Source organism: Paenibacillus sp. FSL M7-1046, from assembly GCF_038007405.1.
Taxonomy (GTDB): Bacteria; Bacillota; Bacilli; order Paenibacillales; family Paenibacillaceae; genus Paenibacillus_AQ.
The window spans coordinates 7,147,671-7,162,313 of the sequence record NZ_JBBOXB010000001.1; the positions used below are offsets into that span (position 1 = coordinate 7,147,671).

Annotated in this window: 15 protein-coding genes; 5 read left to right on the plus strand and 10 right to left on the minus strand. The window is 51.0% G+C overall.

Translation table 11 applies throughout. The features are described 5' to 3' along the window. Positions 1 to 21 precede the first annotated feature (21 nt). Positions 22 to 1,116, minus strand: a complete 1,095-nt coding sequence (locus NYE29_RS32090) for a quinone-dependent dihydroorotate dehydrogenase (protein ID WP_340899142.1) — start codon at positions 1,114 to 1,116, stop codon at positions 22 to 24. A 210-nt stretch (positions 1,117 to 1,326) separates the two neighbouring features. Here NYE29_RS32090 and NYE29_RS32095 point away from each other — a divergent pair, with 210 nt between their 5' ends. Then, complete coding sequence (locus tag NYE29_RS32095; RefSeq protein ID WP_179091796.1) at positions 1,327 to 1,464, plus strand: hypothetical protein; 138 nt, start codon at positions 1,327 to 1,329, stop codon at positions 1,462 to 1,464. Here the strand turns inward: NYE29_RS32095 and NYE29_RS32100 are convergent. The 3 genes from NYE29_RS32100 to NYE29_RS32110 form a co-directional block, all read right to left on the minus strand. Beyond that, positions 1,461 to 2,873, minus strand: a complete 1,413-nt coding sequence (locus NYE29_RS32100) for a L,D-transpeptidase (RefSeq protein ID WP_340899143.1) — start codon at positions 2,871 to 2,873, stop codon at positions 1,461 to 1,463. The genes NYE29_RS32095 and NYE29_RS32100 overlap by 4 nt on opposite strands. Before the next feature lie 220 nt (positions 2,874 to 3,093). After that, positions 3,094 to 3,336, minus strand: a complete 243-nt coding sequence (locus tag NYE29_RS32105; RefSeq protein ID WP_076112325.1) for a ferredoxin — start codon at positions 3,334 to 3,336, stop codon at positions 3,094 to 3,096. Between the two features lie 159 nt (positions 3,337 to 3,495). Continuing rightward, a complete protein-coding gene (locus NYE29_RS32110; RefSeq protein ID WP_038599352.1) occupies positions 3,496 to 4,788 on the minus strand; it encodes a DNA polymerase IV in 1,293 nt (430 codons plus the stop codon). A 226-nt stretch (positions 4,789 to 5,014) separates the two neighbouring features. Between NYE29_RS32110 and cimA the strand changes: the two genes are divergently transcribed. Continuing rightward, on the plus strand, positions 5,015 to 6,634 hold the full coding sequence (gene cimA / locus NYE29_RS32115; RefSeq protein ID WP_076112324.1) for a citramalate synthase: 1,620 nt from the start codon (positions 5,015 to 5,017) through the stop codon (positions 6,632 to 6,634). Between the two features lie 88 nt (positions 6,635 to 6,722). Here the strand turns inward: cimA and NYE29_RS32120 are convergent, their stop codons facing one another. Further along, entirely contained in the window at positions 6,723 to 7,277 is a 555-nt protein-coding gene (locus NYE29_RS32120; protein ID WP_340899144.1) for a TlpA family protein disulfide reductase, read from the minus strand. A gap of 172 nt (positions 7,278 to 7,449) precedes the next feature. Here NYE29_RS32120 and NYE29_RS32125 point away from each other — a divergent pair, with 172 nt between their 5' ends. Then, positions 7,450 to 7,926 carry a M67 family metallopeptidase gene (locus NYE29_RS32125; RefSeq protein ID WP_340899145.1) on the plus strand — a complete coding sequence of 159 codons (477 nt, stop codon included), beginning with the start codon at positions 7,450 to 7,452 and terminating at the stop codon, positions 7,924 to 7,926. Here the strand turns inward: NYE29_RS32125 and NYE29_RS32130 are convergent. The 3 genes from NYE29_RS32130 to NYE29_RS32140 are packed head-to-tail and all read right to left on the minus strand — an operon-like array spanning position 7,908 to position 11,158. Further along, entirely contained in the window at positions 7,908 to 8,657 is a 750-nt protein-coding gene (locus NYE29_RS32130; RefSeq protein WP_038589680.1) for an exonuclease domain-containing protein, read from the minus strand. The genes NYE29_RS32125 and NYE29_RS32130 overlap by 19 nt on opposite strands. Beyond that, on the minus strand, positions 8,654 to 9,727 hold the full coding sequence (locus tag NYE29_RS32135) for a DUF294 nucleotidyltransferase-like domain-containing protein (protein ID WP_340899867.1): 1,074 nt from the start codon (positions 9,725 to 9,727) through the stop codon (positions 8,654 to 8,656). Before NYE29_RS32135 ends, NYE29_RS32130 begins: the two co-directional genes overlap by 4 nt. A gap of 36 nt (positions 9,728 to 9,763) precedes the next feature. Next, positions 9,764 to 11,158, minus strand: coding sequence for an ammonium transporter (locus NYE29_RS32140; protein WP_038589677.1), 1,395 nt, complete (start codon positions 11,156 to 11,158; stop codon positions 9,764 to 9,766). 669 nt (positions 11,159 to 11,827) lie between these two features. Here NYE29_RS32140 and NYE29_RS32145 point away from each other — a divergent pair. Continuing rightward, positions 11,828 to 12,259, plus strand: a complete 432-nt coding sequence (locus NYE29_RS32145; protein ID WP_076112320.1) for a MerR family transcriptional regulator — start codon at positions 11,828 to 11,830, stop codon at positions 12,257 to 12,259. Between the two features lie 34 nt (positions 12,260 to 12,293). Continuing rightward, positions 12,294 to 12,971 (plus strand): zinc metallopeptidase, encoded by a 678-nt coding sequence (locus tag NYE29_RS32150; protein ID WP_379142704.1) that lies wholly within the window; start codon positions 12,294 to 12,296, stop codon positions 12,969 to 12,971. A 50-nt stretch (positions 12,972 to 13,021) separates the two neighbouring features. On the opposite strand, the gene NYE29_RS32155 is transcribed toward NYE29_RS32150, so the two are convergent. Further along, positions 13,022 to 13,936 (minus strand): LysR family transcriptional regulator, encoded by a 915-nt coding sequence (locus NYE29_RS32155; protein WP_038589672.1) that lies wholly within the window; start codon positions 13,934 to 13,936, stop codon positions 13,022 to 13,024. Between the two features lie 14 nt (positions 13,937 to 13,950). Continuing rightward, positions 13,951 to 14,577 carry a rhomboid family intramembrane serine protease gene (locus tag NYE29_RS32160; protein WP_076112319.1) on the minus strand — a complete coding sequence of 209 codons (627 nt, stop codon included), beginning with the start codon at positions 14,575 to 14,577 and terminating at the stop codon, positions 13,951 to 13,953. Positions 14,578 to 14,643 lie beyond the last annotated feature (66 nt).

Sequence of the window (14,643 nt, forward strand, 5' to 3'; positions counted from 1 at the left end):
GTCCTCCTGTCCATTCATCCTTCAGTGATGATCAGCGCCCACCGCTTCTAGGATATTACGGAATCCGTCCCGCCGCAGAAGCTGCCTAAGTCCGGCATGCAAACTACGGTTAACCTCCGGTCCTTCATAGATGAGAGCTGTATAAATTTCAACCAGGCTGGCACCTGCCCGGATTTTGTCATAAGCATCCTGGCTGGTAAAAATACCGCCTGAACCAATAATCGGCAGCTTGCCGCCGGTCTGGTGATAAATGCTGCGGATAATCTCCGTGGAACGGTCGCGCAGCGGTTTGCCGCTGAGGCCCCCTGTCTCTCCGGCTTTGTCACTCTTCAGCCCCTCGCGGTTGAGCGTGGTGTTCGTAGCGATCACGCCGTCCACACCGGCTTCAGAAAGTGTATGTACCATATATTCAAGCTCGGTGTCGCTGACATCAGGAGCAATCTTGACCAGCAGACTTTTGGCCATACCGCTTTTCTCACGCTGGAGTTCCATTTCCTCTTTCACTTGGGCCAGCAGGTTCGATAATTCACTGCCATGCTGGAGACTCCGCAAATCCGGTGTATTCGGAGAGCTGATATTAACCACAAAAAAATCACCGTACGGATAAAGCGTACGGATACACTGCCGGTAGTCCTCATGTGCTGATTCATTTGGGGTCACTTTATTGCGCCCGATATTGACCGCCACAGGAATTCTGCGCTTCTTCAGCACCTTCAGCCGCTGGGCCATAGCCTCTGCGCCTTCATTATTGAAGCCCATCCGGTTAATCAGCGCTTCGTCCGGAAGAAGACGGAATAACCGCGGGCTGTCATTGCCCGGCTGGCTCTTGGGCGTAACCGTACCCACTTCCATAAATCCGAAGCCAATTGATGAGAAGCCGCCCACCGCTTCAGCGTTCTTATCCAGTCCTGCCGCAAGACCCACCGGAGTAGGGAAATGCAGACCGAACAGGTCTACCGCAAGATCGGCTGTCTCTGGAACGCCGTACATCAAGCGCATGGCCGCGCTGCCGCCCGGAACCAAGGCCGCTTTGTTCAAACCGCCTATGACGAGATGATGTGCCTTCTCCGGGTCCATTTTAAAGAAAATTGGTTTACCTAAATTTCGATACAGCACCGTTCTCGCTCCTTCAAGGGATAATACGTGATGTCCCGCGACTCCCCGTTTCTATAGGTTTCTTCTTAATTTTATCCGTTTCGGGAAGAAAAGAAAAGTTTTTTGCCCAGGTGATGCCTGCGAGCGAAATGCAGAGTATAGTATTTTTCTTGCAAACGCATTACAATGTAAGGGTAATCACCGATCAAGAGAGAAAGAAGGATGACCAGTATGTCAACTAAACGCAAACCTCCTACACTCCAGCAGAAGAAGGAAGAAGTCAACCGCAAAGCAATCCTGTGGATTAGTGTAAGTCTGGCCTTGCTGATTCTTCTTATTATTGTTCTATTTCTTGTAGCAGGTAATTAATTCAGCCAGTGGTAGACTTTGTGGGGGTTGGTCTGATTTTGAGGTGCTCCAGAGGGATAGGCTTCCTCCGGAAGCAGCAGCTCCTCAGGCAGAACCCCTTTAGTAATCTGAACCTTCGTTCCCATCGGTACCATGGCGAATAATTCCTCCACATCTTTGCGGTTCATCCGGATACATCCCAGCGATTCATCTTTGCCTATGCTGTCAGGCTCATTTGTGCCGTGTATGGCATAGTTGCTGTCCGAGAGCTGCATCCCGCGGCTGCCGAATTCCCCGTTGTCATGGCCATTCGGATTGACCACCTTGTCTGTGATCGTAAAAGTCCCTTCAGGGGTTTTGTCGCCGCCGAGTCCAATCTCATAGTTCCGCAGAATTATCGAGCCGCTGGTCACTGCCAGGCGGTGTTTTTGTTTATCTACAATAATAGTCAGCGGTCCTGTAAAAAAGGGCATTTCCGACGCCGCATCACCGCTTGCTTCAGGAGACTTGCTGCCCTGGACAGCTGCAGGAATCCCCGTTGCCGTGGCAGTATCCGGCTTGGCAGTAGCCGCCGGGACCTGCGGGACTGCCGGGGAAGCTGCCGCACGCAGCGAGGCAAACTTCGCTTTCATCAGCGGAGTCGTCCCCCCCAGCCAATTTCCCGGAAACGGCGCCTCCAGCTCCCCAAGGGATTTCGGCAGCACGCCCTTGCTGCTCTTATAGGCTCGCATGGCGCTCCACAGCACAGCCAGCTCCTCCTGGTCCTCCTGCCATCCTGCCGCCTGTTTCTTCAGCTCTGCTGAATCCGGGGGCTGGCAGGCACAGACCGCCGAATTGTAGGATTGGTATACAATCCGACCTTCCTTACTCTTCTCCAGCGTTGCCTCGAGCGGCAGCTTCTTCTTCCATATAAGCCATTTGCCGGAGCGTTCCATTCGCAGGATCGCCGTTGAGCCGGTCGGCTGGCTGCTCTGCAGCAAGCCCGCCAGCGCCTTGCCAGGTCCGGCAGCGTCCCCCGGCTGTGCCGTAAAGGCCAGCTTTACCGGATCCGGGGCCGGCTGTTCTCCAGTCTCAGGCACGGCTGTTGCCGTAAGTTCCTCCGGTAAATCTGCCGGAGCTCCGCCGGCAATCTCTGGAGCCGAGTTGTCCGTCTCACCGGGGCCGTGAAGGGTACCCGGCGCAGCTGCATCCGGCAGAAACACCAGCAGCAGCAGCACTAGTGTAAGCAGAATACGGCGCATTCTCTGCTTGTTCTGGTGACGCTGCCGGGCAGCCTGGAGCAGGCCGTCTTCATATTCACGCAGCATTTCGGCCGGCACCTTGCTGTGCTCGAAAGCTTCGTATACTTCACCGGCCTGATTGAAGCAGTAATTCGCTTTGCCTTGCTGGCCGTTCTTATAGTATTCCTTACCAAGCAAGTACCATGCCATCTTGTTTTCAGGATGCAACTGAACATACGCCTTAAGATGCTGCGAGTTTTTCATCGGGGCCTCCGCGGGTTTGTGATTCTTTCCTTATATATATCGGTCAGTCCATCAAAAAAAGACATCCCCCAACCGAATTTACGCCGGCGAAGAGATGTCTTTATGTAAATATAAGGTTCGCGCTGAGCGATCCTTATATCCTGTAGTCAACGAAAAACCTCTTGGATTAACCTTCTTTATTAAAAGGAGCATCCGCAATTTTGATGGAGTCCGTTGGGCATCCATCTGCAGAATCCTGCAAATCGTCGAACAAATCATCCGGAATTACAGTACACCCGCGATTGCTGTCATTCTCGTAGATCACTTCTGCCAGACCTTCATCATCATAATCAAAAATATCAGGGGCCGTCGCGCCACAAGCACCACAAGCGATGCAAGTATCTTTTTCGACCCAAGTGTATTTAGCCATTTTTCCTCTGCCTCCCGTTAAACAATACAGCCTGCTGTAGCAGCCTGTTATTTTTCTCATATTAATATAAATAGAATACAATTTCAATGAGTTTTCAATTCGTTTCCATTTTCGACGCATATTCCATTGCTTGAATGTCCGTGCCGGGCAAGGCTTTTCTCATGTTTTATCAGGATCAACACTTTCGAGATTGTCCTTCTGCAGTGAGGTGCCGCGCTCCTTGTGATTGCGGAGGCGGGCCGAGTGGCTGTCACTTAGCATTCCGGCCGTCAGCACCGCATTCTCGCCGAATTTGTTGCGCAGCATATCCATCGTTTTGTTCAGGGACTCCTTCTTCGGCTGACGTTCATAATCGAACAAATCCAGCTGGATAGCGGAGTCCTCCTTGGGGCTCAGTCCCTGCAAGGTAACACCTAGCAGGCGCACCGGCTTGTCCCCCTTCCAGTGCTTGGCAAACTGCTCGCACACCGTCTTATAGATGTCTTCAGCACTTTCTGAAGGAGTCTCTAGCTGGCGCGACCGGGTAATGGTCTTCATGTCGGGTGTGCGGATCGTAAGCTGCACACCTGCTGCCACCAAGCCCTGCTTCCTCAGCCGCCGGGCAACCTGGTCGCTAAGATTCAGCAGAATTGGCCGGGCCTCTGCCAGACCGACTACATCTCTCGGCAAGGTTGTCGTATGCCCGATCGACTTGCTCTGTTCGCGCTCGGGATTCACAATGCCGTGGTCAATACCGTTGCCCGCCCGTTTCAGCCACGAGCCCATGACCCCGAAATAATCCACCAGCATCTTCTCATCAGCCGCAGCCAGCTGGCCGATGCTGTAGATGCCAAGCTTCCGGAGCTTTTCGGCTGTTTTTCCGCCGATGCCGAACATTTCATTACATGGCTTGTTCCACAAAATATCCGGCACATCACGCAGCCGGAGGACGGAGATTCCGTTGGGCTTTTTCAAATCCGAAGCAATTTTGGCCAGCAGCTTATTGGGGGCAACCCCAATGGAGCAAGGCAGCCCAAGCTCCTCCATGATCCGGCGCTGGATGGCCCCGGCAATCTCCAGTGGAGTCCCGAACTGTCTGGAGCCGGTAATGTCGAGATAACATTCGTCTATTGAGACTGCTTCAAGCAGCGGAGTATAGCTGTAGGCAATCTGCATGAATGCATTCGAATACTTGCGGTATAGATGAAAGTTCGGTTGAATAACAATTAACGATGGACAAATCCGGAGTGCCTTCTGCACCTGCATGCCTGTTGAGATTCCCAGCCTGCGTGCAGCATAGGAGCAGGTAACAATAATCCCTCTTCGCAGCTCCACGCTTCCGGCAACTGCCGTCGGTTTGCCTTTGTATTGCTCCGGATCCTCCGCCTCATGCACTGAGCAGTAGAAAGCATTCATATCCACATGCAGAATAACCCTGCCGCTCGTTGGGTAATACTGATCCACGTTCTGCACAATATCTACCTTCTTATCTTCAGGGTTTCCATTGTCGGATTTAGCATACCTCTTCAACTGCCGGAAGGTCAACAAAAGCAGAAACGCTGTAAAGTTCTTTGTTACATTCCCGCGTAAAAATGCTATAATATAAAAATTCATTTCCCTTAAGCGGATGCTTCCGAAGTAAATTTTGTACGGAGTAAATCCAGGAAGCCATTCTCACAAAACTTTTAGGAGGACTCCCATGTCTAAGTCCATCTCCATCTTCGATACGACACTACGCGACGGCACCCAAGGCGAAGGCATCAGCCTGTCGGCGGATGATAAGCTGAAGATTGCCAGAAAACTCGATGATCTGGGTGTGCACTACATTGAAGGTGGCATCCCGGGAAGCAACAATAAGGATATCGAATTTTTCAAAAGGGTCAAGGAATTTCATTTAAATGCCAAAATCACCGCATTCGGCAGTACCCGGCGCAAGAACTCTGTAGCCGAGAACGACGACAATCTCCAAAGAATGATTGATGCCGGCGTACCGGCGGCTACTTTGGTCGGGAAATCGTGGGATTTCCATGTGCATACTGCCCTGCAAACTACATTAGAAGAGAATCTGGCGATGATCGGCGACTCCATCGCTTATCTGAAACGCAAAGGCCTCGAAGTGATTTTCGATGCTGAGCATTTCTTCGACGGCTATAAGAACAATCCGGAGTATGCAGCTGCCGTCCTGGCTAAAGCACGGGAAGCCGGTGCGGACTGGCTGGTCATGTGCGATACAAACGGCGGCACACTCCCGAATGAGATTCAAGACATTGTATCAGGTATGGCCGGGAACCTTCCGGGCGCTTCATTGGGTATCCATACCCATAATGATTGTGAGCTTGCGGTCGCCAATACGCTCAGTGCCATTGGCGCAGGTGCCCGGCAGGTGCAAGGCACAATCAACGGTTATGGTGAGCGCTGCGGCAATGCCAACCTGTGCTCGATCATTCCCACTCTGCAGCTTAAGATGGGCTATCACTGTATTCCGGGGGATTCCCTCCCCCAGCTGACCAACACCGCACGCTTCGTGAGCGAGGTCGCCAATGTGAATATGCCGGTTAATCAGCCTTATGTTGGAACGGCCGCATTCGCCCACAAAGGCGGCATTCACGTCTCTGCGATTATGCGCGACTCGCGTACCTATGAGCATATTGCTCCTGAACTGGTGGGCAACAAACAGCGCGTGCTGGTCTCTGAGCTGGCCGGCCAGAGCAATGTCCTGTCCAAAGCCCAGGATATGGGCCTCAGTCTTGACCCAAGCAGCGAACAGGCCCGCAAGGTGATTGACAAGATCAAGAACCTGGAGCATCAGGGATACCAGTTCGAAGGCGCCGACGCCTCACTAGAGCTGCTGCTGCGTGAAGCCACCGGCGAGATGAACGAGCTGTTCACTTTTGAATCCTTCAAAATGCTTGTGGAGAAGACAGCCGGCAGTCCGGTCGTTTCCGAGGCCTTCGTCAAGCTGAAGGCCGGCGGAGAGAACCTGTATACCGCTGCAGAAGGCAACGGTCCGGTCAACGCGCTGGACAACGCCCTGCGCAAGGCGCTGCTGCCCTACTTCCCGCAATTGGATGAGATGCATCTCTCCGACTATAAGGTTCGTGTGCTGGATGAACAGGATCAGACCGCTGCGAAGGTACGGGTTCTGATCGAATCCAGAAATTATACTAATACCTGGAGTACGGTTGGAGTATCCAGCAATGTCATTGAGGCCAGCTGGGAAGCATTGGTCGACAGTATGCGCTATGCCCTTTTGGGACAAATCTCACGCGAAAACGACAAGAAGTCCAGCAGTGAGCCTAGAGGCTTAGTCAACCATTAAAGATTCGGCCACAAATACCTCAGACAAAGCCCCCCTGCAGCCGGGAAAATACCCGTTCCGCAGGGGGGCTTTAATAGTTGCCGTTTCTTTAAGAGCCGGTTAGTGTGATGATTTTCTTCTCCAGCTCTTCGGGAGTCAAGACACCGAGAATGATCTCGGAGATCACCCCATTTTTGTCAATCAATACATTGGTAGGAAATACTGCACCATTATATTTATCGAACACCTTGCCCTTTAAATCAAACATGACCGGAAAGGACAGCATATATTTTTTGATGAAACGTTCGGCGTTGGGCTTATAATCCTGGCTGGTCACATTGATTCCATAAATATCAAGAACATTCTTATATTTAACAGCCATTGCATTCAGCTCTGGAGCCTCCAGCTGACACGGTTCACACCAGGAAGCCCAGAAATTAAGCATCAGTGCCTTCTCCCGAGGTCCCCCTACGTCATAAACAGTGCTGTCGTTTCCCTGCAAAGTGAAGGATGGAGCCAGTAAGCCAGCACCTGCACCGCTTTCCAGGTTGGTCGATTGCTGCACTACTGGTACTGACTCGGGCTCAGCCCTGAATTCATGCGCAATGACGAGAACGGCCAATATCACAATCAAGGCCATAACAGTTACATTTCGTTTATTCACAGCTCTCATGGGAAGACCGTTCCTTTGCAAATGGGATGGTTTGCTCCTATTGTACCCCCAATATGTGCAGTTTCAAACCATCCTTTACATCCAAGTAAAATCAGCTTCTTCCGTAACAAAAAAAGAGGATTCCGTCAGAGACGAAATCCTATGAAGAGAGAGGGGTGAATATATGACAGCATACCAGGGAAAAACCCAGCCCATCAGACTGGATAGCTCCGTACAGCTCATGCTGGGGAAGCATTTGCTGACCTGTTATCCGCATGAAGCTTGCGGCGTACTGCTGGGTGCTGCCGCAGCGGGCGGCATGCACATCAAGGACTATGTCCCCATGAGCAACGTAGCGCCTGACCCGCTGCATGCCTTCGTTCCTGATCCCCGCGAATGGGTAAAGGCACTCTATAACGACCCCGCCCCTGTCGGTTTGTTCCACTCCCATCCCCATTCTGCCCCCTGGCCTTCTCCCTCCGACATTAAGGGACTAAGCGCACTGGGTCCCGAATTCAAGGTATACCTGATCGGTTCTCCAGGTACGGACAAGAATGAGGAAATAACGTTGAGGGGCTTTCATATCGACCGACTGTCTGATTCAAGTGGAACAGCGGTTTACCGGCTGCTGCATGCTCCGCTCTATGCTCTGCTTAAATAAGCATACAGATCTCCCAAGGTATCGACCTGCCGCTTCTGGGAGATCTCGTTCAGATAAGACACCCATAGCCGCGCCGTCATTTTGGCATCCTCCAGCGCATGATGCCGCCCTTGGATCGGAATTTCGTGTACGGCAAGAAGTTCATCCAGCGTATAATTGCTGCGGTGCGGCTCAAGCCAGCGGGCCAGCATCATCGTATCCAGCACTCTGTGGGTAAGCTGCACTTTGGAGGTTTTCCATAATGCAGCATTCAGAAAAGACTTGTCATGTGCACTTCCGTGCGCCACCAGCACCCGCTGGCCCACAAAGGACATGAAATTATGCAGCCCGTCCATTAACGACGGTGCAGCGGATGTCATCTCTTTGGAAATCCCCGTAAGCTTGGTAATATTATCCGGTATCGCCGTCTGGCAGTTTACCAGTGTATAAAAACACTCATCTTCTTTTATTTCTTCGCCTACTACACGAATCGCACCAAATGACATAATCTCATCCCCATGCTGGTGGGAGAAGCCTGTCGTTTCCAGGTCAAAAATAACGGTCTCAAGTTCAGCGAGAGGGGTATGCAGCACTTCAGGACGCCGTTTCTCGCGCATCAGGGAACGGATAAAGGCCATTTGCTGTGCCGTTTGCTGTGCCGATTCCCCGCCTCTCATCGAAGCGATGGCGGATGGCATTCCGCCTTGTCTCAGGTTGTTCCAGAATCCGCCGCCTTTGTTCGGCTCCTTCATGACTGTCTCCTTTCCGCTGACCGGAGCTGACGCTGCAGTGCCCTGTGCAGGCGCCTGACGAGCAGCAGACTTTCCCGCAGCTCGGACATGAGCTGCTTATTCTTCAGATCAATTTCAGCAATATAATCACTGCTGGACAACAATCCGTCGTTTACACTGTAGGGAGTGTTCGCACGCATCCGCAGCGCGGTCAAAAATGCCCGGCGGATATCTTCAAGGTGCTGGTACTTGTCAAGCGCCCCCAATACTTCCAGCCTCTTCAGCGTGGAGCTGTCCCAGACTCCTTCAAATAAAGACAAATGTCTAACAATATTGACGAGCGGAATATAAACACCATATTTAACATCAAATCCCCCGGCGTAATCGCCGAACCGTTCCGTCAGTACCTGTCCAAGAAGATTTAGTGTCGCCTTGTGGCGGACCGTATTGCGCAATACCGCCGTGGACAGCTTCTCGTTGCCGATAAATCCCGCATGAAAAGCTTCCCGCCACTCCGCGGATAACTCCGCGTTCCCGGCTACATGGCGCATATCGGAGGAAATAATCAGATAACGGATCGGCTCCCATTCCAACTGGTCCATCCAGCTCTGCAGCTGTTCTCTCCATTCCGTCAGTGTCTTGCACCAGAGCGGCTCGGAGCACATCACCTTGCCGCTGCATTTCTCATAACCCACTTGTTCAAATAAATCCGACAACATCGCTCCAAAGGCCCGGAAATAACTCTTCTTGAGCCCATCCGGTTCCCCTTCCACAATCAGGCCGTTATCCTGATCACTCCAGAGCGTAGCTTCCTGCCTGCCTGCGCTGCCAAACACAATAAAGGAATAGGCGCAGGGAGGCGGGCCGTAGCCCGCCTCTTTCATCTGCGCCTCACATATGATTACTGCCGCTTTCGCAATACTGTCATGCATTGCATTGACACGGGTCATCCATTCCTCGATTGGAACAACGTTTAACTGTGCCAGAAGTACGGTTTGACAGGCCGTGCGCCTTGCCTTAAGCTCCTGCGGCGAACCGGCCGTTGCGATGGACAAGTAATTTTTATCTTCATTCCACTCTGCTGACTCCATCGAAGCCACTCGGTCCGCCCCCCATCTATGAAGTAGTTAATTTTTAAGGGTCTTGGATTCCGATTCTGCAATCAGTTTCATTTGTTCAGGATAACCGTAAGTACCATGTTCACTGATATCAAGGCCCATCAATTCTTCCTCTTCGGTAACACGCAGGCCGATAGCCAACTTAATTACGTAGAGAATGATGAAGGACAGAACTGCTACGAAGACAAAGGTACCTGCCACACCCAGCACCTGTACGCCGAGCTGGTGGAATCCGCCGCCGTAGAACAATCCGGGTTTACCAACAAGCGCGCCTTCCGCAATCAGATCAGGTGTTGCGAACAATCCGGTGGACACCGCTCCCCACATCCCAGCGATACCATGTACAGAGAAGGCATAGATTGGATCATCAAGGCCGGCACGTTCCAGCCATTGTGAAGTCATGAAAGTGAATGCTCCCGCTACAAACCCGATAAGAATTGCCGCCCAAGGCACTACGAATGCGCAAGCGCCTGTGATTGCAACCAGTGCAGCCAGAACACCGTTCAGCATTGCCGGGATATCCGACTTGCCGAAGTAGAGCCAAGAAGCGATCAGTGCAGCCAGACCGCCAGCCGCAGCTGCCAGGTTAGTTGTCAATGCTACGTGGCCGAAGAATCCGCCCATTGGAGACAACGCGCTACCAGGGTTAAATCCGAACCAGCCGAACCAGAGGATGATAACACCGAGTACTGTGAATACTTGGTTATGTCCCGGAATAATAACCGGCTTGCCTTCTTTGTTGAACTTGCCAAGACGGGGTTTTAGCAAGATTGTCGCGACTACAGCCGCCGTTGCACCTGTAAGATGGACAACCGTTGAACCCGCATAGTCCTGCATACCCAGTTCAGCCAACCAGCCACCGCCCCATACCCAGTGAGCTACGACAGGGTAGATAACTACAGAGAACAGAATTCCGAAGATAATGTATACACTAAGCTTAGCACGTTCCGCCATACCACCGGATACGATGGCCAGAGAAACTGCGGCAAAAGCCATTTGGAAGAGGAATTTAACGTTTAAGGTTACATCTGAGAATGCCAGGGAATCGAATGATGCTGCTTGTGTTTCACCACCATAGAAGAAGCCTGTAGTTCCGAAGAACCCGTTGCCGTTACCGAAGCCCAGGCCAAAACCCAGTGCCCAGAAACACAAGCTGGCAATTGCGAGTGTCAATACGGTCTTACCAGCTACGTGGCCCGCGTTCTTCATCCGGACTGAACCGGCTTCAAGCATCGCAAACCCCGCTTGCATAAAGAATACAAGAATAAATGCCAGGAAAGTAAACGCCGTATCCAATCCGATTTGGAGATCCGGTGCTGCCGGACCTTCAGCGGCAAATGCGCTGACCGGGTAGACCATCAGTGTAATCATGGCCAGAAACATCATTATCATCTTTTTTTTCATTCTTTACCCCACTCCCCAATGTTATATTTTCTAACAAAGCGTGAAACTCTTAATGTCATTATAATCAGAAGTCAGGTAAATTGACAAGACTATTTTTATGAATGTTGCGATTTATTTCTTGAGGCACATGATTTCTTCACTGTTTGCCTGTAGCTACGCATTTCCGCTGTTAAATCACAGGTTTCCAGCCATCAGCAAACCTTATTCATGCAAACGCATACAGCAAAAGCGGACTTCTCCATGTATGAATATGTGTTTTTATTAATGTAAATGTTCCAAGATGCTGTATTGTATGTTAAGTATTCTGAACATATATCAAGTGATTGGCGCTTATTTTGCCGAATCCCTTTCTTTTCATGAGCAAAAGAAGCGGCACGCTCTTCTGTCAATTCAATAAACATGACACAATATGTAACATAATTACAGAAGCCACTCCAGCCTTGTGAATATACCGCAGTTCGTAAGGTCTAATCGGTGTACAATCTTAATAGAAGGAAGACCTGTTTTTCCGAAGGTATCTTTGGCTTTAACCCTGCATATACTTAAAGTAAGTGTCACGTTTGACTGTACGGTTTATCATTTGATATCATTATAAGTATAAATATAGTAAGAAGAGCGCCGGACCAAACCGGCCGGATTCTGTTAGCGAGGTGAGAAGAACATGGGGATATGACCCTGTACCGGATTGGCGAACTGGCCAAAGCTGCAAGCATCAGTGAACGCACAATCGATTATTATACGAAGCTGGGACTCATTGTACCAGAAACCAGAAGCATGAAGAATTATCGGCTGTACAGTCATGAAACTTTAATCGCTCTGGAACGTATCAATCAGTTAAAGCATGAGAAATATACATTGGAAGAAATTAAAACCATGATGAGCAAGTGGAATTCAGCCGCACCAGAAACCGATGTTTCGGATAAACTCGTGGAGCTGGAGCTGCAGATGCAGCGGCTTGAGCGCGAAGTGAAGGCACTGGAACCGATGATCAGCGGACTGAAACCGGTCCAAGCCAAACGAGCGCTGGCTGCACTGCTTCCGCAGGGCGTTGCGTGCATGGAGGCGATCCGGCTGCTGCTTTTGCAGGGGCCGCCAATGTAAATAGTATTTTTACACCATAGTGGAGGAATGTTATATGATGCCTTTGATGTATTTGTTAGTTATTATCGCTTTTCTATTCTCGTTATGGGCTCAGTTCAGAGTTAAAGGCAACTTCAATAAATGGTCCAAGGTTGCCAACATGAACGGTTTGACAGGTTATGAAGCCGCACGGCGCATGCTTGATGCCAATGGCCTTTATGATGTACCGATCGAACCTGTGCGCGGCACCCTTTCCGACCATTATGATCCCGTCCACCGGGTGGTGCGCCTGTCGGAGCCTGTATATTATGAAAGCTCCATCGCCGCTGTCTCTGTCGCATGTCACGAGATCGGCCATGCCATTCAGCATAAAGAACATTACCCTATGCTCACCCTGCGCCACCGGATGTTCCCGGTTGTCAATTTCGCTTCCGGCGTAGCCCCCTTCATGCTGTTGGCAGGATTTATTTTCAGCTCATTGAATCTCATTGGTCTGGGTATTATCTTCTTCTCGGCTGCAGTAGCCTTTCAGCTTGTTACATTGCCGGTTGAATTCAACGCCAGCAGCCGGGCCCGTCAGGTCATGGTTGAGCAAGGCTACATCCGCAACGAGGAAGAGCGTGGCGTAGCCAAGGTCCTGAATGCAGCTGCCTTAACTTATGTTGCTGCCGCTCTGGTCTCCCTGCTTGAACTGCTGCGTCTGATCATGATGTTTTTGGGAAATCGTGATTAAGCTCATCTAGTTAACCCGCTGTCAATATACAGAGCAAATACCCCGGAAGGCTACGAGCCGACCGGGGTATTGTTATTTCTGTCTTTGAAATACGTCAGCAGGAAAGTGCGGAAGGAGCGGGCTACCAGCGGCAGCTTGCCCTCACTGCGGTGAATGATTCCCACCGTTCTGGTCACAACGGGATCTATCACCCTCACTTGAGCCGGCTGCATAGGATTAGTCTGATACAATGCCGTTTCCGGCAGCAGGCTCACTCCCATGCCAGCGGCAACCAAACCTCGTATGGTATCAGTCTCTCCGCCCTCAAAAGCAATCTGCGGCTTGAACCCTGCCTGCAGGCAGGCTTGCCATACGATCGGCCTCAGTGAATATCCCTGGCTGAACAAGACGAACTTTTCTTCCCGCAGCTGTTCAAGCCGGATTACCTTCTCTCCGGCAAGCGGATGATTCTGCGGAAGGATCGCGAACAGCTCCTCTGTCATTACAATATCTCCGGCGACATGACCGTCATTTTCGGGGAAGGGAGAAATAAAAGCCAGATCCACTTCACCGGACAGCACGTCTTTAATCAAAGACGGAAAAGACCCCTGCTTGAAACGAAACTTAACCTGAGGATAATGCCGGCGAAACTCCGCCACAATGGAAGGTATAAGATGCGTACCCAGGCTATGCGGAAATCCGATGCGGATCTCTCCCAGCTCCGGGTCCAGAAATTCATGCACCTCAGCTACCGAGCGCTCCAATTCCTTCAGCACCGATTCTACCCGTTTGCAAAAAAGCTGCCCCACCGGGGTGAGCTGCAGATTGCGCCCCTTTTGCATGAATAAGTCCACTCCAAGCTCCTGCTCCAGCTGATGAATCTGGCGGCTAACCGCAGATTGCGCCACATGCAGCTCCTCTGCCGCCCGGGTAACATGCTCTTTTTGCGCTACCTTCAAAAAATATTGCAGCTGTCTAAGTTCCACGAATCCAACACCTCCTACCTTCGGCTTTTTTTGAATACCCGTATCATAAGTCCATAAAGAAAGAACCCGGCCACGAGGCCGCCAATATGGGCTGTATAGTCCACATGAGGTGTGGCGAAGGACATAATAATCCCCATCACCAAAAGCCCGTACAACGTCTTACGTGAGCTCTCATCCATCATCGCTCTCTGCAGCAGTGCAATATAGAGGAATGCGCCGTATATGGCGTAGATCGCTCCTGAAGCCCCTACTGACACCGTACCGTAATCCACCACTGAACGGCTGCTGACCGCGACTCCCAGAAGATTGGCAAGGAAACCGCCCGCCAGATAGAGCAGCGCGTAGCGCCACCAGCCCATCAGCCGCTCCAAAGGCGGAGCAAACACCAATAACGCGAAACAGTTAAAGAACAGATGGGCAAAGCCATTGTGCAGAAACATCGCTGTCGCATAACGCCACAATTCCTCTTTCAGCGGGCTGACATTAACGGTTCCCCCATAATCAACCAGTGTCTGGATATTTGTCGAGCCGCCGTTCAACGTCAGAACAATAAACATAATCACATTCGCCAAAATAAGCAAACAGGTTACCGGATAATACCGGAGATAGCTTCTCCACTTTTCATATCGTATGAATATCATAACACCCACCCTTTATGTAAGTTGCCGGTTCGGTTGGACATCCAGCTTCTAAAAAGATTATAATTT